The sequence below is a fragment of the Brevibacterium sp. K11IcPPYGO002 genome, from assembly GCF_050920635.1.
Lineage (GTDB): Bacteria > Actinomycetota > Actinomycetes > Actinomycetales > Brevibacteriaceae > Brevibacterium.
Window position 1 is genome coordinate 984,067 of record NZ_CP131929.1, and the last position, 26,378, is coordinate 1,010,444.

General features: G+C 65.8%; 19 protein-coding genes. 14 read left to right on the forward strand and 5 right to left on the reverse strand.

The window, feature by feature from the left end; all coding sequences use genetic code 11:
- Positions 1–143 precede the first annotated feature (143 nt).
- Complete coding sequence (locus tag QYM46_RS04370; RefSeq protein ID WP_432791004.1) at positions 144–3,551, reverse strand: bifunctional proline dehydrogenase/L-glutamate gamma-semialdehyde dehydrogenase; 3,408 nt, start codon at positions 3,549–3,551, stop codon at positions 144–146.
- Positions 3,552–3,705: 154 nt separating this feature from the next.
- On the opposite strand from QYM46_RS04370, the gene QYM46_RS04375 reads away from it, so the two are divergent.
- From QYM46_RS04375 to QYM46_RS04395, 5 genes are all read left to right on the forward strand, one after another.
- A complete protein-coding gene (locus QYM46_RS04375) occupies positions 3,706–5,247 on the forward strand; it encodes an FCD domain-containing protein (RefSeq protein WP_432791005.1) in 1,542 nt (513 codons plus the stop codon).
- Between the two features lie 51 nt (positions 5,248–5,298).
- Entirely contained in the window at positions 5,299–5,910 is a 612-nt protein-coding gene (gene udk, locus QYM46_RS04380; RefSeq protein ID WP_025777019.1) for a uridine kinase, read from the forward strand.
- A 128-nt stretch (positions 5,911–6,038) separates the two neighbouring features.
- Complete coding sequence (locus tag QYM46_RS04385) at positions 6,039–7,634, forward strand: DUF222 domain-containing protein (protein WP_432791006.1); 1,596 nt, start codon at positions 6,039–6,041, stop codon at positions 7,632–7,634.
- A 66-nt stretch (positions 7,635–7,700) separates the two neighbouring features.
- On the forward strand, positions 7,701–8,270 hold the full coding sequence (locus QYM46_RS04390; protein ID WP_432791007.1) for a hypothetical protein: 570 nt from the start codon (positions 7,701–7,703) through the stop codon (positions 8,268–8,270).
- 103 nt (positions 8,271–8,373) lie between these two features.
- Positions 8,374–9,903, forward strand: coding sequence for a hypothetical protein (locus QYM46_RS04395; RefSeq protein WP_432791008.1), 1,530 nt, complete (start codon positions 8,374–8,376; stop codon positions 9,901–9,903).
- Positions 9,904–9,922: 19 nt separating this feature from the next.
- On the opposite strand, the gene QYM46_RS04400 is transcribed toward QYM46_RS04395, so the two are convergent.
- Positions 9,923–11,857 (reverse strand): FAD-binding monooxygenase, encoded by a 1,935-nt coding sequence (locus QYM46_RS04400; RefSeq protein ID WP_169251482.1) that lies wholly within the window; start codon positions 11,855–11,857, stop codon positions 9,923–9,925.
- Positions 11,858–11,902: 45 nt separating this feature from the next.
- Positions 11,903–13,306, reverse strand: a complete 1,404-nt coding sequence (locus QYM46_RS04405; protein ID WP_432791009.1) for an MFS transporter — start codon at positions 13,304–13,306, stop codon at positions 11,903–11,905.
- A 129-nt stretch (positions 13,307–13,435) separates the two neighbouring features.
- Here QYM46_RS04405 and QYM46_RS04410 point away from each other — a divergent pair, with 129 nt between their 5' ends.
- The 6 genes from QYM46_RS04410 to QYM46_RS04435 are packed head-to-tail and all read left to right on the forward strand — an operon-like array spanning position 13,436 to position 19,861.
- Entirely contained in the window at positions 13,436–14,926 is a 1,491-nt protein-coding gene (locus QYM46_RS04410) for a fumarylacetoacetate hydrolase family protein (RefSeq protein WP_432791010.1), read from the forward strand.
- Entirely contained in the window at positions 14,923–15,645 is a 723-nt protein-coding gene (locus tag QYM46_RS04415; RefSeq protein WP_432791011.1) for a GntR family transcriptional regulator, read from the forward strand. The genes QYM46_RS04410 and QYM46_RS04415 overlap by 4 nt, the downstream gene beginning before the upstream one ends.
- A complete protein-coding gene (locus QYM46_RS04420; protein WP_169251486.1) occupies positions 15,642–17,147 on the forward strand; it encodes an aldehyde dehydrogenase in 1,506 nt (501 codons plus the stop codon). The genes QYM46_RS04415 and QYM46_RS04420 overlap by 4 nt, the downstream gene beginning before the upstream one ends.
- A gap of 7 nt (positions 17,148–17,154) precedes the next feature.
- Positions 17,155–18,291 (forward strand): 3,4-dihydroxyphenylacetate 2,3-dioxygenase, encoded by a 1,137-nt coding sequence (gene hpaD, locus QYM46_RS04425; protein ID WP_432791012.1) that lies wholly within the window; start codon positions 17,155–17,157, stop codon positions 18,289–18,291.
- A gap of 11 nt (positions 18,292–18,302) precedes the next feature.
- Positions 18,303–19,088, forward strand: a complete 786-nt coding sequence (locus tag QYM46_RS04430) for a fumarylacetoacetate hydrolase family protein (RefSeq protein ID WP_432791014.1) — start codon at positions 18,303–18,305, stop codon at positions 19,086–19,088.
- The gene (locus QYM46_RS04435) at positions 19,073–19,861 is read left to right on the forward strand and encodes an HpcH/HpaI aldolase family protein (protein ID WP_169251489.1); all 789 of its coding nucleotides are present in this window, start codon (positions 19,073–19,075) and stop codon (positions 19,859–19,861) included. Before QYM46_RS04430 ends, QYM46_RS04435 begins: the two co-directional genes overlap by 16 nt.
- A gap of 19 nt (positions 19,862–19,880) precedes the next feature.
- Here the strand turns inward: QYM46_RS04435 and QYM46_RS04440 are convergent, their stop codons facing one another.
- Positions 19,881–20,360 (reverse strand): DUF6194 family protein, encoded by a 480-nt coding sequence (locus QYM46_RS04440; RefSeq protein WP_432791015.1) that lies wholly within the window; start codon positions 20,358–20,360, stop codon positions 19,881–19,883.
- A gap of 47 nt (positions 20,361–20,407) precedes the next feature.
- Here QYM46_RS04440 and QYM46_RS04445 point away from each other — a divergent pair, with 47 nt between their 5' ends.
- Complete coding sequence (locus tag QYM46_RS04445; protein ID WP_432791016.1) at positions 20,408–21,133, forward strand: MerR family transcriptional regulator; 726 nt, start codon at positions 20,408–20,410, stop codon at positions 21,131–21,133.
- A 9-nt stretch (positions 21,134–21,142) separates the two neighbouring features.
- Here the strand turns inward: QYM46_RS04445 and QYM46_RS04450 are convergent, their stop codons facing one another.
- Positions 21,143–23,158, reverse strand: coding sequence for an Ig-like domain-containing protein (locus tag QYM46_RS04450; RefSeq protein ID WP_432791017.1), 2,016 nt, complete (start codon positions 23,156–23,158; stop codon positions 21,143–21,145).
- 665 nt (positions 23,159–23,823) lie between these two features.
- On the opposite strand from QYM46_RS04450, the gene QYM46_RS04455 reads away from it, so the two are divergent.
- Complete coding sequence (locus QYM46_RS04455) at positions 23,824–25,173, forward strand: PrsW family intramembrane metalloprotease (protein WP_432791018.1); 1,350 nt, start codon at positions 23,824–23,826, stop codon at positions 25,171–25,173.
- A gap of 9 nt (positions 25,174–25,182) precedes the next feature.
- Positions 25,183–26,373 (forward strand): MarP family serine protease, encoded by a 1,191-nt coding sequence (locus QYM46_RS04460; RefSeq protein ID WP_432791019.1) that lies wholly within the window; start codon positions 25,183–25,185, stop codon positions 26,371–26,373.
- Positions 26,374–26,378: the final 5 nt, after the last annotated feature.

Genomic DNA, 26,378 nt, shown 5'->3' on the forward strand with positions numbered 1-26,378 from the left:
GATGTGAACAGCTTGTGAACAGTCGGACAGTCCACTGAGTGCTGCAGGTGGCACTCATCCTACACAACTCACCCTGCCCCCGAACTACCCGACGGCGGCCCAGCAACCTCGCGCGAGGTTGCTGGGCCGCCGTCGGGTAGCAATTAGGAGGTGAGGGTGGCGGCGAGCTCGTGGAAGTCACGGCTCGGGTTGCCGAAGCGGTGCAGGGTCATCGACACCGCCTGCTCCTGCACGTAGTACCGAAGCTCCACTCGTCCCGAGGTGGTCACCGGCTCATCGATGATCGCGACCTCCGGACGGGGTGCGGCTGCAGCCAGCAGCTCGTCCTCGAACCGACCGAGAACGCGGATGCGGGCACCCACCGTGTCGTCGTAGCGACCCTGACCGACCATCTCGGCGAACTCGGCGGCCGACTCCGTGCGGGCGGGAACACCGGCATTCGTCACCGCGATCTTCACCTCGGCTGCCACATCCTCGGCCACGGACAGCTGCACCGGGGAATCGACCGTGGCGGCCGCGTGGAGGGAGCGTTCGAGATCGAACAGGCTCGCCTCGGCGGTCACGCGCAAGGTGACCGGGCGGGGACGGTAGCGGAAGATGTTCGCCTCCGCGCGCAGTCCCGTGTGGTCCTTCGCCGCACCGAATTCGGCTTCGAACCAGCGCTTGTCATCGGCCTTCGCCGCCTCGAGGTCCTGGTTGCCGGCATCGGCGAAATGGCCGAAGAGCATGAGGTAGTTCGGGCCGCCTGCCTTCGATCCCAGCCCCACCGAGGACTGCTTCCAGCCGCCGAAGGACTGCCGACGCACGATCGCACCGGTGATTCCGCGGTTGACGTAGGCGTTGCCGACCTCGACGCGATCGAGCCAGGTGGCGACCTCCTCGGGGTCGAGGGAATGGATGCCGCCGGTGAGGCCGAAGTCCACGGCGTTCTGGAACTCGATGGCCTCATCGAGGTCCTTGGCATGCATGAGACCGAGCACCGGACCGAAGACCTCGGTGAGGTGGAAGAAGGAACCGGGTTTGACCCCGTCCTTGATTCCCGGGCTCCACAGGCGCCCCGAATCGTCGAGCTGCTTGGGCTCGAGCAGCCAGGATTCGCCGGGCTCCAGCGTCGTCAGTGCCCGACGCAGCTTGTCCGACGGGTCCTCGGTCAGCGGGCCCATGGTCGATGCGAGGTTCGAGGGCCAATCGACGACCATCGACGAGGCGGCATCGACGAGCTGGCGACGGTAGCGCTCGGAATCGTAGGTCGACCCGACCATGATGCCCAACGAGGCGGCCGAGCATTTCTGCCCGGCATGTCCGAACGCCGAGTACACGAGGTCGGCCATGGCGAGGTCTCGGTCCGCCGCCGGGGTGATGACCAGTGCGTTCTTGCCCGAGGTCTCCGCATTGACGTGGAGTTCGGGACGGAAGGACTTGAACATCGCCGCGGTCTCCGAGGCACCGGTGAGGATGACCCGGTCGACATCGGGATGCGAGACGAGATGCTGGCCGAGCTCCCGCTCGACCGGTGCGCACAGCTGCAGCACGTCCTTGGGCACTCCGGCCTGCCACAGGCAGTCGACGATGAGTGCCGAACAATGCGGGGTCGGCTTCGACGGCTTATGGATGACTGCGGATCCGCCCGCCAGCGCCGCAACGGTGCCGCCGGTGGGGATCGCCACGGGGAAGTTCCACGGGGGAGTGATGACGACCATCTCATCGGGAGTGAACTCCGCGCCCTCGAGGTTGTCGAGCTCGAGCGAATTCAGCGCGTAGTAGCGGATGAAGTCGATGGCCTCGGATACCTCGGGATCGGACTGCGATGGCATCTTGCCGACCTCGGCCGCCTCGACGGCGATGAACTCGCCGCGACGGGCAGCGAAGATGTCCGCGGCTCGGTGGAGGATCTCGGCGCGACCGGCGGCGCCGAGGGCCCGCCAGTCGGCAGCGGCGGCGCGACCGCGGGCGATCATCTCATCGAGTACGTCCGTGGATTCGACCTTGGGCGCGTTCGGACGGTCGTCGAGGTAGCCGGGGGCGGTCGCCTCGGCGATGATTGTGCGCACCCACTCCTGGTTGGCCGGAAGGGACGGGTCGGTGTCGGGTTCATTGAAGAACCGGGTCGGCACCACGGTCTCGCCGAGTGTTTCGGTCGACCGGTTCTGGTGGCGGTTCGGGGCCGGTGCGGTCTCGCCCTCGGCGTCGAGGATCGATTCGAGCTGGTTGACCGATGCGGTGAATCGGTCGGCTTCGCGCTTGAACACGTCGTTGCCGTTGGCGAGGTCGAAGATTCCGGACATGAAGTTCTCGGACGCAGAGTTCTCCTCGAGGCGGCGCACGAGGTAGGAGATCGCGACGTCGAACTCCTTCGGATGCACGGCCGGAACGTAGAGGAGGAGGTCTCCGACGTCCTCGGTCACGGCGGCGGCCTGCTCGCTGGCCATGCCCTGGAGCATCTCGAACTCGACGCGGTCGGTCACCGCGCGTTCGACGGAGAGGTGGTGGGCGAAGGCGATGTCGAAGAGGTTGTGGCCGGCCACACCGATGCGCAGCCCCTTCATCCGCTCCGGGGTGAACAGCCAGTGCAGGACCCGCTTGTAGTTCGCATCCGTGGACTGCTTCGAATCGCACGTCGTGGCAGGCCAGCCCGCGATCTCGGCATGCACGGTCTCCATCGCGAGGTTCGCGCCCTTGACGAGGCGGACCTTGATCCCGACCCCGCCGTTCTCGACGCGACGGGAAGCGAATTCGCTCAGCCGCTGCACGGCGCCGAGCGCATCGGGCTGGTAGGCCTGGATGACGATTCCGGCCTCGAGATCCTTGAACTCCGGTTCGGAGAGCAGGCGCGTGAATACCGCGATCGTCAGTTCGAGGTCCTGGTACTCCTCCATATCGAGGTTGACGAACTTCGCACCGGTCGGGGCTTTCGCGGCCTGCTGGTAGAGCGGACGGAGGCGGTCGACGACATAGTCGACGGTCTCGTCGAAGGCCCACATCGAGATCTGCGAAGCCACCGAGGAGACCTTCACCGACACATAGTCGACATCGTCACGGGCGAGCAGCCGGTGGGTCTGCTCCAGGTGGTTGTCGGCTTCGCCGTCACCGAGTACGGCCTCGCCGAGGAGGTTGATGTTGAGCCGGTGACCGTCGGCGGTGAGCGCGGCTGCGGTCTTGCCGAACTGCTTGTCCCGGGCGTCGACGACCATATGCCCGACCATCTGACGCAGACGAGTGCGGGCGGCGGGCACGACGACCTGCGGGGCGATCTTGGCCAGTGCGGCACCGGCCTTGATCTGCGCGCGGTCGAGGTACGACATCGTCTCAGGGGCGAGCTTGCCGACCTCGGCCAGCGCGTCGGCGGCGGCGTGGACATCGTCAGTGCGCACGACCCGATCGACGAACCCGACAGTGAAGTCGAGGCCGTTGTCGTCGGAGAGGACGGCGGAGAGGCGTTCGGCCGCGGGGTTCTTCGCCGTGGTCATCGACGTCGACACTCGCAGCCACCGGCGGACGGTGTCGATCGACTGGGCGGTGAGCGTGGCGAGGTCGGTTTCGGTGTGCAGCAACTGTGCTCCTTCGGTGCTCGGATTCGGTGCTCTCACGTATCGGCGCTGACCGTGGAGCCGGGGTGTGAGATCAGTATGCGCCGCCGAAATCCGGGGGTGAAGAGATGGAGTGGAACGCTGAGAATGTTTGAGTCAGAAGTCCTAAGATAGAGGGATGTATTCCGCTGAGTTCCGTCGTGACGCGGTGTCGCTGCTGACGACGTCGACCCTCGCCGAGGCGTCCGCGCGCACGGGTGCATCACCGTCGACCCTGCGTCGTTGGGCGAACCGATCCGACCTTGAGGATCGCCCCCGCAGCGGTCGCCCGCCGATCCAGGAGACTGCCGACCGGGTCGTCGAGGCTCTCGTCGCGACCGCGGGGGCCCGGATCTCCGGGCGAGACTATTCGACCCGTGCTCTGTCCGAGGCGACGGGGCTGAGTCAGAGCATCGTCTCTCGGTCGGTGAGGGCGCTGACGATCCCCGTCACCGAGATGTCCGGCGGCTCCGAGCTCGTCCTCGCTGCCAGCGGGTTTCCCCTCGTCATCGTCGGTGTTCGCAGAATCGATGCAGGTGGAGCAGGTAGTCGTGAGGAGTCCGCGACGATCGTGCCGCCTCGGCGGGTACAGCGACGCATCGCCGGAATCACCGCGGCCCTGCGGATTGCGGGAGTCGGGCGGTGGGCACAGCGCTTCGACAGCGAGCATCGGCAGGTGCCCACCGCCGAACTGCTCGGCCTGCTCGACGGTGACGGTGACTTCCTCGTCTTCGACCCCCTCGGTGAGGTTCCTGACGACCTCTCCGACGGGGCTGGAGCCCGGGTGGCGGTGTGCGCGGATTTCGACGATTTCGTCAGCGCACTCAAGAGCCGCCTCGGCGAGTGTCAGGACATTCCCGGGTCCCTGCTCGATCTGGTGGCCGACCGCGTTCGGCACGGACTCGAAGGAGTGCTGTGGCGGGAATCGGTCCCCTACGAGCCGCAGAGAACTTCCATCACTTCTGACTCAATGGAGATCTCGTCGTGGCTGCCGAAGGAGACGCGGTCGATCACCGAACACCTGGCGATCGCGCTGCGTGAGGAGATCATCGATTCCGGATACGAACCCGGCGATCGGATCAATCCGCGCCTGCTGTCGCGTCGCATGCAGGTGCCCAGGGCCTCGGTCGACGCGGCGCTGCGACGGATGGTCGATGACAAACTCCTCGACGGTTCTCGTGGCGGTGCACGGATCCCCTTGATCACGACGGTCGATGTGCTCGACCTCTATGCCGCGCGCATGGCCATCGGGGAGGTCGTGCTCCGCTCCTTGGCCCTGCGTCCGCAGCGCTACCTCGTGCCCGTGCAGCTGGCTCTGCGGCAGGTCGAGGCCTCGGCGCCGACGCGCAGCGGAATCGACGTCGAGGACGCCGACCTCCATTTCCAGCAGGAGCTGGCCCGGGCATCGGGGCTGCGGGAATCGGCGCGTGCCTTCGAGGCCCTGACTCTGCGGCTGCGTCTGTTCATCTCCATTCTGCAGCTCGACTATTCTCCGGCCAGCGACCGCATCGTCAGCGACGACCGTGCCATGTTCAGCGCGTTGAGCCGGGCGGACGCGAAGATGGCGATCGAGGTCTGGCGCGGCAAGGTCGACAATGCGGTGAGGCATATGGCCGGTCTGCTCGGCAGGCGGCGCTTCGACCAGGAGCTGTGGACTCAGCTGACCCGCAGCCTCGGCTGAGCACGGAAGCCGGGAGCCGCCTCGGCGGGGGTCGTGGTCTATATTTGTGCCGTGGAGACTTTGGTTGTGGGCGTGGCCGGCGGAACCGGCAGCGGGAAGACGACGTTGACTCAGGCGCTGTTGGACAAGTGCGAGGGGCCGCCGTCGGTGCTTTTCCACGACAACTACTACAAACGGCGCGACGAACTCACCTATGCGGAGCGCGAGAAGGTCAACTACGACGATCTCGACGCCTTCGACAACGACCTCTTCGTCGACCACCTCACTGCGCTGCGGAACTCGCAGGCGGTCGACAGCCCGGTCTACGACTTCTCGATCCACAACCGCAGCGATGAGACGACGCGAGTCGAGCCCGCACCCGTCATCATCGTCGAAGGTATCCTCATCTTCGCCGAACCGCGGATCTGCCAGCTGCTCGACATCAAGCTCTTCGTCGACACCGATGCCGATGTGCGCCTGCTGCGCCGGATCAAACGCGATGTCGTCGACCGCGGGCGAACCCTGCAGTCGGTGGAGGACCAATATCTGGGCACGGTCAAGCCGATGCACGAACTCTACGTCGAGCCGTCGAAGCGCAATGCCGACCTCATCATCCCCGACGGCGGCCACAACATCGTCGCCATGGACATGATCCTCAACCGCATCCAGCGCGGAGTCGGCTGAGCCCGAAACGGAGTCGGCTGAGCCCGAAACGGAGGCGGCTGAGCCGGGAACAGTTCGTGACCTGCGCGAACGGTCTTCTTCGGGGGCGGTTGCGAAGTCGTGTCAGTGCCGCTGGGTACTGTCTTCATATGGACGTCGACCCCGCACGGGAACCAGCGTCGGTTCCGGATCCGCTGACCGAGATCACTCGGATCGGTGACTTCCTGCGCGCACTCGACCCGGGCGACACCGAGGCCGAGACGCTGGAGCGGATCACAGCGCTCGAAGAACTCAAGTCTGCTGTCGCCGCCGCACAGGCGAAAGAGACAGTGGCTTTCGAGACACTGCGCATCGAGCGGGACCGGCTCAACCGGGTGCCCGCGCTCGACTGCGGAAAGCGCGCCGGTGACGAGGTCGGGCTGGCGAAGAAGGTCTCGCCCGGATCGGGCCGGAAGTTCCTCAGCACTGCCCGCTCGATCGTCACGGGCATGCCCAATACCTTCAAAGCTCTGGCCGGCGGGGAGATCTCCGAGGACAAGGTGCGCATCATGGTCGATGAGACCGCGGTCCTCGTCGCTGCCGATCGGCGCACGGTCGATATGCGGATGAAGCGGAGTCTGGGGCCGTCCGGGCTGCGGAGCCTGCGCGCCGAAGTGCGTGCGCTCAGTGCGGAGATGGACGCCGAGGCGGCCGCGAAGAGGGCAGCGAAAGCGAAGTCCAATCGTCGAGTGAACATGACCGTGATCGATGACGGGATCGCCAGGATCTCCGCGATCCTGCCGCTGACGCGGGCCGTCGCCGCCTATGAGAGCCTCCGGGCCGGCGCTGAGACGATCACTGCTGCCGGTGATGCCGGCGGACGGAACCGCCAGCAGGTCATCGCCGATACGTTCGTCGAACGGCTGAGCGGGCAGGCGAGCGCAACGGCGGTGCCCGCGGAGATCCATCTGCTCGTCGACACCGAATCTCTGCTCTCCGACGGACTCGTTCCGGCCTGGCTTCCGGGGTACGGGCCGCTGCCGGCGAAGACGGCCCGAGAGTTCATCGCCGCGAACGAAGCACAGATGTTCATCAGCCGGATCTTCACCCGCCCCGAGGATGGGCAGCTGGTGGGAATGGATGCGAAGAGCCGGGAGTTCACCGGCCGACTGCGGCAGATGATCACCTTCCGTGACGATGTCTGCCGGACCCCGTGGTGCGACGCCCCGATCCGGCACGCCGATCACGCTCAGCCTGTCGCCGCAGGCGGAGAAACCACCTGGGAGAACGGCTCCGGGCTGTGTGCGTCCTGCAACTACGCGAAGGAACATCCCGGGTGGACGCACGAGGCCACAGCGGACGGGCTGCGCGTCACCACGCCGAGTGGGCGTTCCTATGAGGTGGCCACGCCAGCGGTGGTCCGTCGCATACGGTTCCCGCGTCCCGTATCAGTGTCGGAACCGGGCGGTTCGCCGCCGGGATCGGACTGGCAGCAGCTCTTCTCCCGAATCCTCGAACCGGATAGGGAGGAAGCCAGGAGAGCAGCGAGGGAAGACAGCAGGGCAACGGTCGCCGCCGAAGAGGTCGGCACAGACGAACCGCAAGCGTCGGCTCAGCCGGAAGAGCGGCCACCACGGTATTGCACGCGTGCCGAGAAGATCGCCGACTGGCGCAGACGCAATGCGCACCGGCGCCCGTCCGCGAAGGACTGCGGAGGCAGCATGGTCGAGCATCAGTTGGTGCAGGTGGTGTTCGGGCCCGACTGAGCTGCGTGTCGGATCTGGAACATGGCGGCAACACCTGTCACAGAGAGACTGCAGAGAATCGTAGTTATGGACAGGGCGGGTAAGAACGGAAGCACACCTCTGACGACTGCGCGGGGGCGCAGTCTCAACCTTGTGGCGCGTGTGCTCCCATCAGGGGCGGTGGCCTGCTGGGTGATCACGATCTTCGTGCCGGTCCTCGACAGCGGAGGACCCGGCTCGATGCGGATCCGTGTGACGTCTCTCGGGTTCTCGCCGATCGACATGAATGACCTCGATGAGGTCTACCTCGTGCTCTGGGTCGTCATTCTCACCGGCGCGTTCACTGCCTGGCTGCTGTCCGCATCGAAGTGGTGGTCGATCGCGGCCATCGTTCTGGGCACAGTGCTGGGACTGCGACTCCTGCAGATGGTCGCCGATCCGCCGATCATGATGTGGGACGGGCAGACGGCCGACGGTATGCCCACCGGCGGCATGGAAGTCGCCTATCCTGCGGCAGGCTTCGGCCTGTGGGTTCTGGGAAGCCTTCTGTTCGTCGCCGCCGGCATCTGTGGTCTGGTCGCAGCTGCCCAACAGGACCATGACCGTCGTGAACGGATCAAACGCTGCATGTCGAAGCGCCATGGTCCCGCCGCGTAAGTCTCGGCCCGGGCTGGTGAGAGTCCGACGGATTTCAGACGGCCGACTGCTTCTGCGATTCGCCCAAGCACTGTCGTGGTCTGCGCTCTGCCTGTGGATTCTCATGCTGTGGGTTCCGGTGGCCGCCAGCCCTGAGGACATCTCCGAAGCGCCGCACCCGCCGCGGATCATCGTCACTGCTCTCGGCGGACCGCCGTTCGACCTCGAGGAGGCTCGTGTGTCGATGGTCCTGGTCGCCGTCGGCGTTGTCGTATGTGCGGTTGCTTCATCCCTGATCAGCGGCCGGTCTCGGCCCGATTCGCACCCGTGGCCGGACGTCGTCGGGCGCCTGTGGTCGGTGGGAACTCTCATTCTCGGCGCCTGCGCCTTCCTCGTGTTGGCCGCCTCGTTGGCGAATCTGCCGACGATCATGTGGGACGCCGTCGATGATCGGGGGAGGCCGGTTTTCGGAACGGTCGTCGCTCAACCGGCGGTCGGTGCAGGGCTGTGGGCTATCGGGGGTCTCTGTCTTCTGGCCGCGGGAGTCTGCGGCCTCCTCGGCGGTCATCGTCGAAGCCGGGTCCGCAGCGGTACCGCACACGTTCCCGATGCAGCATCCCCCAGTCGCACGGAGCCCAGGGTCACCGCGTGGCCTCGCGGGAACCGAACCCATCGCCTCGCACAGCGGCTGCCGTGGGTCGCCGTCGCCGCCTGGGTGCTGATGATCTGGATCCCGATCTTCGACAGCGGCGATCACGGCGACGAACGCTTCATCGTCACGTCCCTCGGCAGCCTCGAGTTCCTGCCGACACTGCTGCTGGCATGGGCGGTCGTGCTCATCTGTGCCGCAACCGCCAGAGCGTTCAGCCCCTTCTCTCACTGGTCCTTCGTCGCTGGTCTCAGCGGCGTCGGGCTCCTTATCATCGAGATCGTCCTCCTCGCGCGCCCACCCCGTGAGCGAGTCTGGGTCACAGATTCCGCCGGCGAGGACCGCTCAGCCCTCATCGTCGCCGATCCGTCAGCAGGCGTCCTCCTCTGGACGCTCGGCGGCTGCGCACTCATCGCAGCAGGAGTGTGCGGGTTCATCAGCGACCGCCGCCGGATCGAACGCACCACTCAGCGGAGGACACCGGGGGAGGCTGCAGAGAGGTCACGCCGACTGCGGCGCCTGGCACGGTTGCTTCCGCTCATCACGCTGACCGCCTGGGTCATCACCCTCTTCATACCCGTCATCGACAGCTTCAACGACAGCGGCCCGCGCATCATCATGACCTCGCTGGGGGACTGGTCACTCGACTCCACCACTCCTCCCGACACGTTCTACCTCGTCCTCTGGGCGCTGATCATCACCATCGCCGTCCTCGGTCTCTTCTTCCCCTCGGCTCGGTGGTGGGCCGCGGCGGCCATGCTCATCGGAGCCCTCATCGTCGTCCTCCTCATCGGACTCGTCCTCGAGCCGCCGCTGTTGATGTGGGACGGTCAGCTGCCAGACGGCACTCCGACGGGCGGAATGGAGATCGGCTACCCCTCCGTCGGATATGGGCTGTGGCTCGTCGGAGCCGCCGCACTCATCTCAGCTGGGATCTGCGGGCTCCTCGCGCAGACCAAACGCCCCCGGCCAGCAGTCCAGAGACCACCAGTCGAGGGCGTTTGAGCACGGAACCATTCCGGCATCACTTCACGGGTTCGAAGACTCCTGCGAAGTAGTCGCCGATCTCGGCATGTGCGTCCAACGGGAAGATGCCGGAGACGTACTGGTCGGGGCGGACCACGACGACGGCGCCGTCGCGGCTGATCTCGCGGGCCTCGAAGATGTCCTCGTCGGGCAGGGTCGCGTAGATCTTCTCCACGTATTCGAGGTCGTAGGCGCCCACGTGCGGACGGAAGACCTGCGGCACATCGGGAAACGCGAACTCCTTGTGTTCCTGCTGGTAGATGACGCTGAGCTCAACGAGGGCATCGGGATCCTCGCCCTCCCGGCGGAAGGCAACCAGGGGAGAGGCCGGATCAGATGCGAGCCACTCCGCCAGCGCCGCCACCTTCGACTCACCGGCGGAGCCGTCAGCGGAGCTGTCGACGACCGGAGCGGCCCGATCGGCGAAGACATAGACTCTCCAGCGACCATCGGCACGCGCTTCGTGACCGAGGTGGATGAAATTCGCATCGCAGCTGCGCTTGACCCGAGCCGACTTGAACCGCTTGCCGATCGGGAATCCGACCGCGAGCTCCTGATGCGTCGTCGGCGTCGTGATCATCGACTCCGTGTACTCGGTCATGAACCCGGCTGGGAACTCCGCGGTCTTGACGTAGAAGTCCTCGAGGTAGGTCTTGTCCGGCAGCTCCTCCTGCGGAGTCGCCATGAGCGTCGACCATTCCTTGTCGAACTCGATGAGATTCTTCGCCGCCACCTGCCGTTCGGCGGAGTAGGTGCGCAGCAGCTCCGTCGACGACCGGCCCGAGATGACCTGCCCGAGCTTCCACGCGATGTTGAAGCCGTCCTGCATGGACACGTTCATTCCCTGTCCGGCCTTCGCCGAATGCGTATGGCAGGCATCGCCGGTGATGAACACGCGTGGGCACTGCGAATCGGGTGCGGTCTCATCGGTGTCGTCGAAGGCGTCCGTGAGCCTGTGCCCGACCTCGTAGACCGAATGCCAGGCCACGTTCTTCACGTCGATGCTGTAGGGCGCGATGATCGCATTCGCCCGGCGGATGATCTCGTCGATGCTCGTCGACCGCACCTTGCGCGCATCATCTTCGGGCACCTCGCCGAGATCGACGTACATCCGGAACAGATGCCCGCCCTCGCGGGGGATGTGGAGGATGTTGCCGTGCTTCGACGAGATCGCACACTTGGTGCGGATATCGGGGAAATCGGAATCCGCGAGCACATCCATCACACCCCAGGCATGATTGGCCTGATCGCCAGACATCGTCCGACCGATCGACGACCGGACCTTCGACCGGGCACCGTCGCACCCGACGACGTAGCCGGCGCGGATGGTGCGTTCCTCCCCGGTGCGCTCGCCTGCGGTGTAACGGACGGTGACCGATACCGGATGATCCTTCGCCGAGGCGGTCGCGGCGTCCTGGTCGACCGTGAGGTCGACGAATTCGATCCCATAGTCGGGCGTGATCTTGCCGGGGGACTGGGCGGCGAACTGGGCGAAGTAGTCGAGCACGCGTGCCTGGTTGACGATGAGGTGCGGGAACTCGCTGATCCCGTGCTCGTCATCCTTGGGCCGACCGGTGCGGATGATGTTCTCGGGGTTCTCAGGATCCGGATTCCAGAACGCCATCTCCGTGATGTGGTAGCCCTCGCGCATGATCTCCTCGGCGAAGCCGAACGCCTGGAAGGTCTCGACGGAACGCGCCTGGATGCCGTCGGCCTGACCGATGACCAGCCGGGAATCGCGCTTCTCGATCATCCGCGTGTTCACGTGCGGGTACTGCGACAGCTGAGCCGCCGCGATCATTCCCGCGGGACCGCTGCCGACGATGAGGACATCGACCTCATCGGGCAGCTCCTCGCTGCGCTCGATTCCGTACCCAGCGGCCTCTTCGATCCGCGGGTCCGCGGACACGTAGCCGTTCTGATGGAAATGCATGTCAACCTCCGGTTCGTGACACGTCGTCGTGATATTCGAATGCTATCAGTTCATATACGATCTGGTGTCGGCGGGGTGGTGCCGGTCACCGTCATCGCGGGTCACCTGCAGCGCCCCGATCCCGATGATCGGGCTCACCGCCTGCTCGTCCTCGTGGTCGGGGCCCAGCGGAATTCCGGTGCGATCACGCAGCAGCAGGGTCGCGGCGAGGGCGAGCACGGCGACGACGCCCAGGTACACCGCCACCGAGGCGGTCGTTCCCGTCGATGACACGAGGCCCTTCGCGATCGTCGGGGCGAAGGCGCCGCCGAGGATCGACCCGATCGCATAGGAGACCGAGACCCCGGAGAAGCGGACGCTGGAGGGGAACAGCTCGGCGTACATCGCCGGCTGCTGACCGTAGGTGAAGCCCAAGCCGATGGTGAGGACGACGAGTCCGAGCAGGAGCATGCCCACCGAACCGGTGTTGACCAGCGGGAACAGAGAGAAGATGCCCGCGAGCAGGAGGATCCAGCCGAGGATGTAGGTGTTCCGGCGTCCGATCCTGTCCGAGACGGCGCCCGCGATGATCGTGAACACCAGCCAGGACACCGCCGAGGCGGCCACGGCCCAGAGCACGGGACCGCGCTCGAGGCCGATGGGGCCGGCCGGGTCCGTGGCGTAGTTCTGGATGTATCCGCCGGTGGTCATGTATCCGGCGGCGTTGTTGCCCATGAAGACGAGCGAGGCGAGGACGACGAGCAGCCAGTGGCTCTTGATGAGCGTGCCCAGCGGGTTCGTCACCTGCTCCTTGCGTTCGGCGATCTCGTGGAACACGGGGGATTCCTCGACTCCGCGGCGGATCCAGTAGCCGATGAAGACGAGCACGATGGAGAGGAAGAACGGCACCCGCCAGCCCCATTCGAGGAAGGCATCGCCCGGGGCGATCGACGTCATCAGGGCGAGTACGCCCGAGGACAGCAGAAGGCCGATGGACACGCCGATCTGCGGGAAGGAACCGCGCAGTCCGCGTGACTTCTCATCTGCGTGCTCGACGGCGAGCAGAACGGCTCCGCCCCATTCTCCGCCGGCTGAGATGCCTTGGATGATGCGCAGGGCGATGAGCAGGATCGGGGCGAGCACGCCCGCGGATTCGTAGGTCGGCAGGAAGCCGATGAGCGCAGTTGCGGCGCCCATGGCGATGAGCGTGATGATGAGGACCACCCGGCGGCCGAGCTTGTCGCCGAAATGTCCGGCGAGGAATGCGCCCAAGGGGCGGAAGAGGAAGCTGATCCCGACCGTCGCGAAGGCGACCATGGTCGACAGCGTCGATCCGAGCGGGCCGAAGAAGAGCTGGTTGAAGATCAGCCCCGAGGCCGCCGCGTAGAGGAAGTAGTCGTACCACTCGATGCTCGTGCCGACGATCGTCGCGAACGCCACCCGGGTCTGAGTGTGCTTCTGTGCTGCCATGACTCCTGTGTCCTGTCGTGCGTCTGCAGTGCATCCCGGCCACATTCTCTGTGGCCTGGATTACTTGTTCTCCGGAACCGTATCATATACGATCTGTAGTGAAGCCAATCGAAATGAGGTGTGAGATCGATGTCGACTCCAGCAGGTGTTCCCGCCCGCCCGGGCAAGATCATTGCCGTTCATGTGGCCTATGAGTCCCGTGCGGCGCAACGAGGAAAACGCCCCGCCCAGCCGTCCTACTTCCTCAAGGCGGCCAGCTCCGTCGCCGCCTCCGGCCAGTCCATCAAGCGCCCGGCAGGCACCTCGCTGCTCGCCTTCGAAGGTGAGATCGCCGTCGTCATCGGCACGTCTGCCCGCAATGTCACCGAGGCCGACGCCTGGTCGTATGTGGCCGGCGTGACCGCCTCGAACGACTTCGGCCTCTACGACATGAAGACCCCGGACAAGGGGTCGAACGTGCGCTCGAAGAGCCGCGACGGCTACACCCCGCTGGGTCCCGAAGTCATTCCCGCCGCCGAGGCGGCCCCCGACTCCCTGCGCCTGCGCACCTGGGTCAACGGCGAGGTCGTCCAGGATGACGGCACGCGAGCCGACCAGCTCATCTTCACCCTCCCGCGGATCGTCGCGGACCTCAGCCAGCATCTCACCCTCGAGCCCGGTGACGTCATCCTCACCGGCACCCCGGCCGGATCCTCGGTCGTCGCCCCCGGTGACACGGTCGAGGTCGAGGTCACGGCCGCCTCGGCGAACGGCGAAGAGCTGAGCTCCGGACGATTGACCACCACGGTCGTCGACGGGCCCGGCGACTTCGACGAGAATCTCGGCAGCCTCCCCGCGGTGAACGAGGCACTCACCGTCGACGCCTGGGGCTCGCGTGTTGCCGCCGGACTTGCCCCGGAGGGCGACGCCGATGGCACTGCCGCGACGGCACTCGACGCCGACCTCGTCGCCAAACTCACCGAGGCTCCGACCGCGGGCCTGTCGGCTCAGCTGCGGTCGCGCGGACTCAACAATGTCGTCATCGAAGGTGTGGCCCCGCTGAAACCGGGCGCGAAGATCGTCGGCACCGCGAAGACCCTGCGCTTCGTACCCAACCGCGAAGACCTGTTCAAGTCCCACGGCGGCGGTTTCAACGCCCAGAAGCAGGCGTTCGACTCGATCCGCCCCGGCGAGGTCGTCGTCATCGAAGCCCGCGGCGAATCCGGTTCGGGCACCCTCGGCGACATCCTCGCCCTGCGTGCGAAATCTCTCGGCGCCGCCGGCGTCGTCACCGACGGGGGAGTCCGCGACTCCGCCGAGGTGGCCGAGATCCTGCCCGTGTTCTCCACCGCGAAGAACCCTGCCGTGCTCGGTCGCAAGCACGTGCCGTGGGAATCGGACGTGGCCGTGGCCTGCGGAAACGCCACCGTCCTACCCGGCGATGTCATCGTCGCCGACGACGATGGAGCCATCGTCATCCCCCGTGGCCTCGTCGAAGAAGTCGTCGACGCGGCACTGGCCAAGGAGGTCGAGGACGGTTGGGTGGCCGAACAGGTCGCCGCCGGCAACCCGATCGAAGAGCTCTTCCCGCCCAAGGGCGAATGGAAGGCGAAATTCGACGAATGGAAGGCCTCACGGTGAAGACCGAACAGGCAGCGACCGCGGCCCCGTCCCTGAGCAAGGCCGAGACCGCTTACCGGTGGATCCGCGAGCGCGTCGCCGACCAGACCTACCAGCCCGGGCACAAACTTGTGCTCGCGCAGATCGCCCTCGAACTCGACACCTCCGTGGTGCCGGTGCGCGAGGCCATCCGTCGGTTGGAGGCCGACGGGCTCGTGACCTTCGAGCGCAACGTCGGGGCCCGCGTGGCCATGGTCGACCAGGGCTCCTATACCCAGTCGATGGAAGCGGTCGCGATTCTCGAGGCCGCGGCCGTCGCCCAAGCTCAGGGCCACCTCGGTGCCGATGATCTCGATGCCGCGGAGCAGATCAACGATCGGATGCGGGCGCTGCTCGACGAATTCGAACCGGCCGAGTTCACCCGACTCAACCACGAATTCCACGAGACGCTCTACCGGCGCTGCCCGAACGAGCGGCTGTGCACCCTCGTCGAACTCGAATGGGACCGACTCAACCACCTGCGGGATTCGACGTTCTCCTTCGTCCCCGAACGGGCGCTCGAGTCGGTGGAGGAACACTCCCGCATCGTCGCCCTCATCCGAGCTCGCGCCTCGGCGCAGGAGGTCGAACGGGCCGTGCGCGAGCACCGCTCGGCCACGCTGCACAGCTTCCAGAACTCCCAGACGACCACAGCCCCGACCACGGATCTGCAGACAGATTCACGAAAGGACAACTCATGACACAGTCCACCACCCTGCCGGCCGCAATGCCGGAGAAGATCCGCCACTACATCGGCGGCGAGTTCGTCGACTCCATCGACGGAGACGAATTCGACGTCCTCAACCCGGTGACGAACGAGCCCTACATTACGGCGGCCTCGGGCAAGAAGGCCGATATCGAAGCCGCCGTCGCCGCGGCGAAGACGGCCTTCGACGAGGGGCCGTGGCCGACGATGCTCCCGCGCGAGCGCGCCCGCATCCTCAACAAGATCGCCGATATCGTCGAATCCCGCAAGGACGAACTCGCCGCCATGGAGTCCTTCGACTCCGGACTGCCGATCACCCAGGCCAAGGGGCAGGCGGCGCGCGCGGCGGAGAACTTCCGCTTCTTCGCCGACCTCATCGTCGCTCAGGTCGATGACGCCTTCAAGGTCCCCGGCCGCCAGGCGAACTACGTCAACCGCAAGCCGATCGGCGTGGCCGGGCTCATCACTCCGTGGAACACGCCGTTCATGCTCGAGTCCTGGAAGCTGGGACCGGCGATCGCGACCGGCAACACCGTCGTGCTCAAACCCGCCGAGTTCACTCCGCTCTCGGCCTCCCTGTGGCCGGGCATCTTCGAAGAGGCAGGATTGCCCACCGGTGTGTTCAACATGGTCAACGGCTTCGGTGAGGAAGGTTTCGCCGGCGATTCGCTCGTCAAGCACCCCGACGTTCCGCTCATCTCCTTCACCGGCGAATCGAGCACCGGCCAGACGATCTTCGCCAATGCCGCCCCCTGGCTCAAGGGCCTGTCGATGGAGCTCGGCGGCAAGTCCCCGGCTGTCGTCTTCGCCGACGCGGACATCGAGGCTGCCGTCAACGCCACGATCTTCGGCGTCTTCTCCCTCAACGGGGAGCGCTGCACCGCCGGTTCGCGCATCCTCGTCGAGGAATCGATCTACGACGAGTTCGTCGAGCGCTACGCGGCCCAGGCCAAGCGTGTGAAGGTCGGTCTGCCCTCGGATCCCGATACCGAGGTGGCTGCGCTCGTCCACCCCGAGCACCATGAGAAGGTCATGTCCTACGTCGAGATCGGCAAGTCCGAGGCCCGCCTCGTCGCCGGCGGCGGACGCCCCGAGGGCTTCGAGACCGGAAACTTCGTCCAGCCGACCGTGTTCGCCGATGTGAAGCCCGACGCGCGGATTTTCCAGGAGGAGATCTTCGGGCCCGTCGTCGCCATCACCCCGTTCTCCTCCGACGAGGAGGCCCTGGAGTTGGCGAACAACACGAAGTACGGTCTGGCCGCCTATATCTGGACCTCGGATCTCAAGCGCGCCCACAACTTCTCCCAGGCCGTCGAATCGGGAATGGTGTGGCTGAACTCGAACAACGTCCGCGACCTGCGCACCCCCTTCGGCGGTGTCAAGGCCTCGGGGCTCGGGCACGAGGGCGGGTACCGGTCGATCGACTTCTACACGGAACAGCAGTCCGTGCACATCAACCTCGGCGAGGTCCACAACCCCGTCTTCGGAAAGCAGTGAAGCAGCCATGACCAAACGCACTGATATGACTCGGACCTCGGCCGGCTATTTCGTCAGCCAGGAGACGAGCATCGCCGCCGACAACCCCATCGCCACGCCGCAGACGAGCCCGCCCGACATCCTCCGCTGCGCCTATATGGAACTCGTCGTCACCGATCTGGCCGCGTCGCGGGAGTTCTACGTCGACGTGCTCGGACTCTATGTCACCGAAGAGGACGAGAACACGCTCTACCTGCGCTCGACGGAGGAGTTCATCCACCACAACCTGGTCCTGCGCAAGGGCGAGGTCGCTGCCGTGGCTGCGTTCTCCTACCGGGTGCGCAGCCCGGAAGAGCTCGACAAGGCCGTGGCCTTCTACACCGAACTCGGCTGCGATGTCCGCCGCAGCGCCGACGGCTTCGTCAAGGGCGTGGGCGACTCCGTGCGGGTGGTCGACCCGCTCGGCTTCCCGTACGAGTTCTTCCACCAATCCGATCATGTCGAACGCATGTCGTGGCGCTACGACCTGCACATCCCCGGCGAACTCGTCCGCCTCGACCACTTCAATCAGGTCACCCCGGACGTGCCGCGGGCGGTGAAGTACATGCAGGATCTCGGGTTCCGTGTCACGGAGGACATCCAGGACGAAGAGGGCACGGTCTACGCCGCGTGGATGCGCCGCAAGTCCACCGTCCATGACACGGCGATGACCGGCGGAGACGGACCGCGCATGCACCATGTCTGCTTCGCCACGCATGAGAAGCACAACATCCTCTCCATCTGCGACAAACTCGGTGCCCTCCGCCGGTCCGACTCGATCGAACGCGGGCCCGGCCGCCACGGCGTCTCGAACGCGTTCTACCTCTACCTGCGCGACCCCGACGGACACCGCGTCGAGGTCTACACGCAGGACTACTACACCGGCGACCCGGACAATCCGGTCATCACCTGGGACGTCCACGACAATCAGCGCCGCGATTGGTGGGGCAACCCCGTTGTGCCGTCTTGGTACACGGATGCCTCACTCGTCCTCGATCTCGACGGCAACCCGCAGCCCGTGCACGCCCGCACGGACGATTCGGAGATGGCCGTGACGATCGGTGCCGACGGGTTCTCCTACACCCGCGCGGATGAAAACGAGGGCAAGCTGGGCAACCAGCTCTGAAAGGAATCCACATGCTCGATGAGGCAACGATCGCGGCCATCGCCGACGATCTCGCGGCTGCGGAGCGGACAGGAAAGAAGATCGGTCTGCTCACCGCGAAGTATCCGGATATGACAGTCGAAGACTCCTATGCGGTGCAGAACGAATGGCGCCGTCGCGGGGAGGCTGCCGGCCGTCGGCTCTATGGTCATAAGATCGGACTGACCTCGAAGCCGATGCAGCAGGCCACCGGCATCACCGAACCCGACTACGGAGCGATCTTCGCCGACCAGGTCTATGCCACCGGTTCCGTGATCGATCATTCCCAGTACTCCGGGGTGCGCATCGAGGTCGAACTCGCCTTCGTGCTGCGTGATGAGCTCCGCGGACCCGATGTCAGTCTCTTCGACGTCCTCCGCGCCACTGAGTACGTCGTCCCCGCACTCGAGGTCCTGTCCTCGCGCATCGAGATGGAGGGTCGCACGATCGTCGACACCATCTCCGACAATGCGGCGCTGGGGGCGATGGTCCTCGGTGGTCGGCCGGTCGCCGTCGATGCCGTCGACCTGCGTCGGGTGAACGCTCTGCTCTATCGCAATGAGACGATCGAGGACTCCGGAGTCGCCGCCGCCGTCCTCGACCATCCGGCGCGCGGAATCGTGTGGTTGGCGAACAAACTCGCCGAACACGGAGACGTGCTGCGGGCAGGAGAGACCGTGCTCGCCGGATCGTTCACCCGCCCCATGTGGGTCCGTCCCGGCGACACGGTCCACGCCGACTACGGAGAGCTGGGAGTCATCACATGCCGTTTCGAGTAGAGCTTCCGCAGACCTTCACCGACCGTGTGGCCGGACTCGGCGGCGGTCAGTACCTGGCCGGAATGTGGGTGTGCTCGGGTTCGCCCGTGGCCGCCGAGATCGCCGCGGCCTCGGGAATGCAGTGGGTGCTCATCGACGCCGAGCATTCCCCGATCGGACTCGAGACCACGACGAGTCTGCTGCGCGCGATGAACGGCTACCCGGCCACCCCCGTCGTCCGGGTGCCGGTCAACGACACGGTGCTCATCAAGCAGTACCTCGACCTCGGAGCGCAGAACCTGCTCGTGCCGATGGTCGATACGAAATCCGACGCCGAGGCGGCCGTGGCGGCCGTCCATTATCCGCCGAAGGGTGTGCGCGGGGTCGGTTCGGCCCTGGCCAGGGCCTCCCGGTGGAACGCCGTGGACGGGTACCTGGGGCGCGCCGAGGAATTCGTATCCCTGACGGTACAGATCGAATCGGCGACTGCGGTCGACAATGCCGCCGAGATCGCCGCGGTCGACGGAATCGACCAGATCTTCGTCGGTCCCTCGGACCTGGCCGCGTCGATGGGGCTGCTCGGCCAGCAGACCCACCCGGACGTCACCGACGCGGTGGCCAGGACCTTCGAGGCAGTGAAGGCTGCCGGCAAACCTGTCGGCGTCAACGCCTTCGATCCCGAGCAGGCACGGAAGTACCTGGAAGCCGGAGCGTCCTTCGTTCTCGTCGGTGCCGATGTCGGCCTGATGATGAACGGCGCCCGAGCCTGGGCCGACACTTGGGTGCAGGACTGAGGATCCCGCCGCGGCGGCCCTACCCCTGGCGATGAGCTCGCTTCCAGCGATGCCGAGCATCGTCGTGGGCGGCGATGAGGAGTTCGTCGACCTGCTTCCCTGTGCGTGATCCCGGATTCACGACGGCTACCCACCCCTGCCTGCGATACAGCGGGTGGGGGTGGACTGCGTCTGTGACGGACTGCTGACCCAGGATGTCCGCGTTCGCGTCGACATCGGGGTCAGGTTCGCCGAAGAGTGCGGAGTACCGGGCACGCCCGATGTGGAGATTGAGCCTCCACCGATCGGGAGCCGAGAGCTCGGAGGCTGTGTCATCGGGGTAGTCCTTGGTGGTGATGGTGGCGAAAGGCTGAGTGTTCGCAGGCACTTCTCCGTCGAGAGCGAAATAGAAGAAGTGGTCTCCCCAGGTCAACTCGGGGTACGGGCCGCCGGCCTCAGGAGCGATGTGGAGCAGTCCGTCGAGACTGTGGACTCGGTCGATGATCTCGTGCATACTCATGATCCAAGTGTGCACTTGAAGTGCCTATGTCGGGTTTCTCTAGGGAAGTGATCACTCTTCGCACTTCGGACGTGGCTTCGATCAGCGGGTACTCGGTACAGCAGGTCCGTCAGCTCGAATCCCGCGGTGTCATTCCCGCGGCCGCACGGGAGGTCAACGGCTACCGGCGGTACTCAGACGTGCATGTCAGTGCATTGTCCGCATACCGTGATCTTGCTTTCGCCGTCGGCCCTGTTGCTGCCCGATCGGTGATGACCGAACTTCCGCGGCTCGATCCCGGTGAGGCGATCGCCCTTCTCACCGGCAAAGTGACTGAAGTGGACGAGCATCGTCGGCAGGTCGTTGCAGCACGCTCGATGCTGTTCTCGATCCGGTCCGAAGCTGAAACTGCCGGCGAGCCTGGGGGCGAGACGACCCACGAATCGATGACGATCACCGAACTTGCTGAGGCGGTGGGCGTGCGTGCATCCACGTTGCGATATTGGGAATCGGAGGGACTGATTACCCCGCACCGGGTGGGATCCGGGGCTCGAACTGCGCGTCTCTACCGATTCGCAGCGATCAGAGATGCGAGGAGCACTGCCGCGCTGCGGTCCGGAGGGTACGGCATTCACGAAATCCGCGAAGCCTTGGCAATGATGCGAGAGCTCGGTGACACGAGCTCGATGCTCGCCGCACTCGACGACAGACTGGACGATCTGGCGCTGCGTGGGGCGGCAGTCTTGCGGGCTGGGGGTGTTCTCGCCGGGACGATCGGCCTAGAACACCCCTGAGCTCAATTCTCAGTCCTTCTCGCGGCGGCTGCCGCAGATCAGCAGGATCGTTGAGCCGAGTCCGACGAAGACGATGCCCAGGCCGATGAGCATGCCGGTGCCAGTCGTGCCCGTGCGGGGCAGCTCACCGGATGGTGCCGGGGCCGCGGGCGCCGTGGGAGTTTCCGCGACCGGTTCGACCGGTGGAGACTCGGGCTTTTCCGGGGCCTGAGGAGCCTCGGGTTGTTCGGGAGGAGACGGGGGAGTGCTCGGCTGCTCGGGTTGTTCCGGGGGAGCCGGAGGGGTGCTTGGCTCCTCCGGCGGAGTGCTCGGCTCTTCCGGTGCCGGGGGTGTTGACGGCTTCTCCTCGGGCGGACGGTGCACGGTCTCGGCGGGAACACCCCAATCGCTTGTCCACGCCCTATTGACGTCGCTGCCCTCGATCGCGGTCACATAGGTGACCCAACCGATCGGCATATCGATCGGCTCCGTGTCGATCTCGACGTGGCCCTTCTCGTCGGCGATGACGGTGAAGTCCTGCACGGACAGCTCCGTGCCGTCGGTCTTCTTCGACTGCTCGGGTTCGGTCTCCACATGGTAGGCGGTGATGGTGAGGACGGCTTCGGAACCCGGCCGCAGACCCGTCACGGCCACCTCGTCGTGAGTCGATGTGCCCTCGAGCACCGCCTCGGTGTCGGCTGTCGGGGTCCACGGGACGAACCCCGTCTCGCGGGGTTGGCCGTGGACACCCTTCCACTCCTTCGTCGCCTTGTCCCCGGCGATCGTCTCGGTGAAGTACAGCCAGCCGTGGAAGTCAGTCGGCACGGTGATCTCGCCGGAGGTGTGGTTGCCGTTGCCGACATTCTTCGACGTCACGGACCCGATTTCGCGAGCGTCATCGTTCTTCGTGCCCTGCGTCGGTGCCGTCGCGGTCTGCCACAGAGTGTGAACGACCGTGACGGTGTGGTCGCCGATGAGACCGGAGACGGTGAAGTCGTCGGTGACTGGCTCTCCCGGTGTCGGTGTCTGATCGGAGATCTCGGTGGTCACCTTCGGCTGGGAACTCAGCTCCAGTGACGCCTTGTCCGTGACGGACGCGGGAGTGTCCGGGGTGATGACCCGCTGCACTCGCGTGCCGGACGTCGGTTCGAACACGCGCACAGTCTGTGGGGCGACCTTCGCCTTCGCGGTCACGGACAGAGTGCCCGGTGTGCTCGCCTGCAGTGTCGTGGTCACAGGCTCCTTCCCCGTGGTCATGGTTTTCGAGGCCTTCTCGGCGCCGGCGGTCGTGAGCGTGACGGGGACGTCGGGGACTTGTGCTCCGGAGGCGCTGAGCAGGGAGACCGTCAGCGTCGCCTCATCGGTGGGGGTGCCGAGTACCGCGCCTTTGCCGGGGTCATCCTTGGCGCTGTCCTTGCTGCTGGCAGGCGAATCGGAGGCCCAGGAGTCAGGAGAAGGGGCGGACTCCGGGGCGGCATAGGGCTCGAGAACGGGCATGCGCATGACCGGCTCGAGGCTGATGTCGAGGGTGTAGGGGCCGGCGAAATTCTTCGCCTCGGCGAGGATCGTCGAGTGCTTCTTCGCGGCACCGGTGAACTTCTTGCCCAGGTCGGCGGGCTTCGCCGGCGGCACCTTGTGATCATGGGGGAGCGCCTTGTCGAAGCGGGCCATCGCGCTCAGCGCGGCCTGCACATCCTTCGACTGCGAGTCGGCGTATTCGTGCAGCGCCCACGCGGTGCGAGCCGAGGTGACCGTGTCTGCCTTCGCGCCCTTGAAGTACTTCGGCAGCGGGGACTTCTTCCCCGCATCGATGCAGTAGGCGGAGGTGTCCGGGAAGGTCCGGTAGGAGCCGTACCAGGTCTTGCCCTGTTTGGCGTGGTGCCAGATACCCGGTCCGTAGGCGCTGGGAGCGGTGAGCACAGGAACCTCGCCGAGGCTGACCGGTGGTCCCGCGGCCATGGCCGGTCCCAGCCCGATGAGGGACGCGACTGTGAGGACGGTGAGAAGCAATGCGGTGCGCAACGACGCAAGTCTGAGAGTAGTCATAGACCGATTCGACACGGAGAGCCCCGTGTCGGACTAGGGCCGCCCGAGAGGCTGTGGATACCGCTTCGAGAATCCACAGAATGTGACGTGCGAGTGGGCGACCTGTCGGAGGCGAGGGGGAGGGGAGTGGTGCAGGCAAGAATGGCGACGTCGGGCGCGTGAGGTGGGCGACGTCGGCAGTCGGACGATGATCGAATGCGCCGAGGTGGTGTCGAAGAGTTCGCAACCATCCACACCCGAAAATGGTTGAGTGGGGCTCGGGGAGCCGTCAGCAGAACGTGGCAGTCGGCTGAAGTGTTGCTGGACAGATACATGACGGGGCCGTTCGCTGAGGGCTTGGACTCTAGACTGAGGTGAGCGGAATTTCCCCCATTGCAGAAGGACGATCTATGTCGGCACAGAACGGTCCCGGTTCGCAGAGACCGCAGCCGCCCCAGGTGCAGGGCCCACCGAACCCGAATGTTCCCCCGGCACAGGGACAGGTGCCGCCTCAGGGCCAGCCGCATAATCATGATCGGTTCCGGCCGCGAGTGCAGGGGTCGCAGCAGCCGACTCCGCAGCAGGCGCCCGGCGGACCCATGCCGCCGCAGAGCCAGCCTCACATGCAGAGCCAGCCTCAGATGCAACCGGTTCCCGGCCACCCGATGCCGCCTCAGGGGCAGTCGATGCCCGGGCAACCCATGCCCGGTCAGCCGGTGATGTATGCGCCCCCGCCTGCGCAGGCTCGCGTCTATGCTCAGCCGCGGTTTGCGCCGACGGTGACTCAGGAGATGCGGATCCGTGCAGGAATGCAGGCACCTCAACAGGTCGTCACCGATACTCCCTGGACCGGTGCCGTGCGAAAGGCACAACCGGAGACCGAACCCGATTCGACCGGAAACATCGTCCGCCTCGTCGCCGCGATCCTCGTTCTCGTCGCTCTTGTCGGTGGGCTCGGCCTTCTCGCTCTGCTCGGCGGACTGAGCTTCGGCGTCCGCCTCTTCGGTCTCATCGGACTCGCGGCGATCCCGCTTCTGGCAATCATCGCGTATGTGCTCTGGCTCGATCGATGGAAACCGCAGCCGAAGCTCCTCCTGGGTATCTGTCTTCTCTGGGGAGCCGTCGCCTCGGTCATCCTCACCCTCGGCTTCTCACTCGTCGGTGACATCGCGCTCTATATGGTCGGCATCAATGGGGTGCCCGACGTCATCGGTGCAGTCATTCAGGCTCCGATCCTCGAGGAATCGACCAAGACCGTTCTCTTGCTCGTCATCGTCCTCGCCGCCCGTCGCCACTTCGAAGGCCCCCTCGACGGGCTCGTCTACGGTTCGCTCATCGGTGCCGGATTCGCCTTCACCGAGAACATCCTCTACCTCGGCCAATCGTGGAACGACGGCGAACTTCCGGGACTGGCAGTGACATTCGCCATGCGCTGCCTCGGCTCACCGCTGCTGCACACTGCGTTTTCGACCTGCGCCGGTGTGTCGATCGGCCTCGCCGCCCGCAAATGGCCGTGGTGGTCGCTCATCCTCATGTGGCTGCCCGGGCTCGCACTCGGCATGGTCCTGCACGGCTTCTGGAACGCCTCGATGACTCTCCTCGGTGCGTTCGGGCAAGCGACCCGCAACGTGATGGGCGGAATGCTCCCGCAGATCATCGGCCTCGTCGTGCTCAGCGCCATTCTCTCCGCCGCCTGGGTGACGCTGGGACTCATTCTGCGCCGCAGCGAGCGAATGCACACCCAGAACATGCTCGGCGACTATGCGAACTCCGGTTGGCTCACCCACGCCGAGGTCGACATGCTCGGCACCTGGAAGGGTCGGAAGAACGGCCGCGACTGGGCGAAGTCGTTCCCCGGCGGCAAGGAGGAGATGAAGACCATGATCCGCACCTCCGGCAAACTGTCGACGACGCGGATGCGTGTGCTCGCGGGTATCGGCGGAGAACAGGAACGCAAGATCGAACGAGCCGAACTCAAACAGTTCTCCGACGCCCGCGAACGACTGCTCGCGGCCTCCAGACAGACTGTGCGGTAAGTTCCAGCGGTGACGATCTTCGACATCCTCCTCATCGTCCTCGGCATCGGGGCGCTCTTCGCCGGGTTCCGCCAGGGCATCATCACCGCGCTCGGAACCGCGGCCGGCTTCATCGTCGGCTGGATTCTCGGGCGCCTGCTCTCCCCGTTCGTCGAATCGCTGAGCGCCGGCACCGACGTCATGGACAACCCGGGTGTGCTCATGCTGCTGGCCTCGATGCCGTTGGTCCTCAGTGTTCTCTTCGCTTTCGCCGGCAGCGGCATCGGCGCGTGGATCAAGCACAACATGGACTCCGACCTCGGTCAGGGCATCGATGCCATCGGCGGCACGATCACCGCCGGAGTCGTCTATGTCCTCGTCGTCTGGCTCGCCGCCGGCTTCATCCGCACCTCCCCGCTCGTCGAACCCAACCGCTGGGTCGCCGACTCCACCGTCATCGCCGCGATCGACCGCACCATTCCCTACTCTTCCCAGAACGCGCTGGGCGGACTGGCGAAGGGACTGAGCGCCTCCGGGTTCCCACAGGTGTTCTCCGGTCAGCCCGAACAGATCCGCGGAGTCGGTGAACCCGACGAAGGCATGGTCGCCGTCGGACGCAGCGTCGACGATTCGGTCGTCAAGATCACGACGACGGCCACCAGCTGCGCCACCGGTTCGGAAGGCTCCGGCTTCGTCTATGAGGACGGACTCGTCGCCACCAACGCCCACGTCGTGGCCGGGTCCACGGAACTGGCCGTGCAGGTCGGGGGCAAGGGCAGGCCGTACCGGGCCGAGGTCGTCGAATTCGATGCCGAAGCCGATGTGGCCGTGCTCCGAGTCGCTGGGCTCGAGGCCCCCGCCCTCGACTTCGGAAACGGGCTCGGACCCGGCGACGACTCCGTCGTCGTAGGATTCCCCGCCAACGGTCCCTATACGATCTCACCGGCCCGCGTGCGGGAGAAGATCAACGCCCGCGGACTCGACATCTACGACTCGCAGTCGGTCGTCCGGGAAGTCTATGCCCTGCGCGGAATCGTGAGGGAAGGCAATTCGGGAGGCCCGCTCATCGATACCGACGGAAACGTCGTCGGCATGGTCTTCGCCCGTTCGGCCACCGATGACGAAACCGGCTACGCCCTCACCCGAGCCGAGATCGCCGACGAACTCGACGCCGGTGCCGCCGAGCGCACACCGCAGCCGACAGGGCAGTGCACGCATTGACCCCG

Coding starts and splice junctions, on each gene's coding strand:
- QYM46_RS04375 (WP_432791005.1), top strand. CDS start 3,706: ATGTATTCCGCTGAGTTCCGTCGTGACGCGGTGTCGCTGCTGACGACG.
- QYM46_RS04385 (WP_432791006.1), top strand. CDS start 6,039: ATGGACGTCGACCCCGCACGGGAACCAGCGTCGGTTCCGGATCCGCTG.
- QYM46_RS04390 (WP_432791007.1), top strand. CDS start 7,701: ATGGACAGGGCGGGTAAGAACGGAAGCACACCTCTGACGACTGCGCGG.
- QYM46_RS04395 (WP_432791008.1), top strand. CDS start 8,374: ATGCTGTGGGTTCCGGTGGCCGCCAGCCCTGAGGACATCTCCGAAGCG.
- QYM46_RS04400 (WP_169251482.1), bottom strand. CDS start 11,857: ATGCATTTCCATCAGAACGGCTACGTGTCCGCGGACCCGCGGATCGAA.
- QYM46_RS04405 (WP_432791009.1), bottom strand. CDS start 13,306: ATGGCAGCACAGAAGCACACTCAGACCCGGGTGGCGTTCGCGACGATC.
- QYM46_RS04410 (WP_432791010.1), top strand. CDS start 13,436: ATGTCGACTCCAGCAGGTGTTCCCGCCCGCCCGGGCAAGATCATTGCC.
- QYM46_RS04420 (WP_169251486.1), top strand. CDS start 15,642: ATGACACAGTCCACCACCCTGCCGGCCGCAATGCCGGAGAAGATCCGC.
- hpaD (WP_432791012.1), top strand. CDS start 17,155: ATGACCAAACGCACTGATATGACTCGGACCTCGGCCGGCTATTTCGTC.
- QYM46_RS04430 (WP_432791014.1), top strand. CDS start 18,303: ATGCTCGATGAGGCAACGATCGCGGCCATCGCCGACGATCTCGCGGCT.
- QYM46_RS04435 (WP_169251489.1), top strand. CDS start 19,073: ATGCCGTTTCGAGTAGAGCTTCCGCAGACCTTCACCGACCGTGTGGCC.
- QYM46_RS04440 (WP_432791015.1), bottom strand. CDS start 20,360: ATGAGTATGCACGAGATCATCGACCGAGTCCACAGTCTCGACGGACTG.
- QYM46_RS04450 (WP_432791017.1), bottom strand. CDS start 23,158: ATGACTACTCTCAGACTTGCGTCGTTGCGCACCGCATTGCTTCTCACC.
- QYM46_RS04455 (WP_432791018.1), top strand. CDS start 23,824: ATGCCCGGGCAACCCATGCCCGGTCAGCCGGTGATGTATGCGCCCCCG.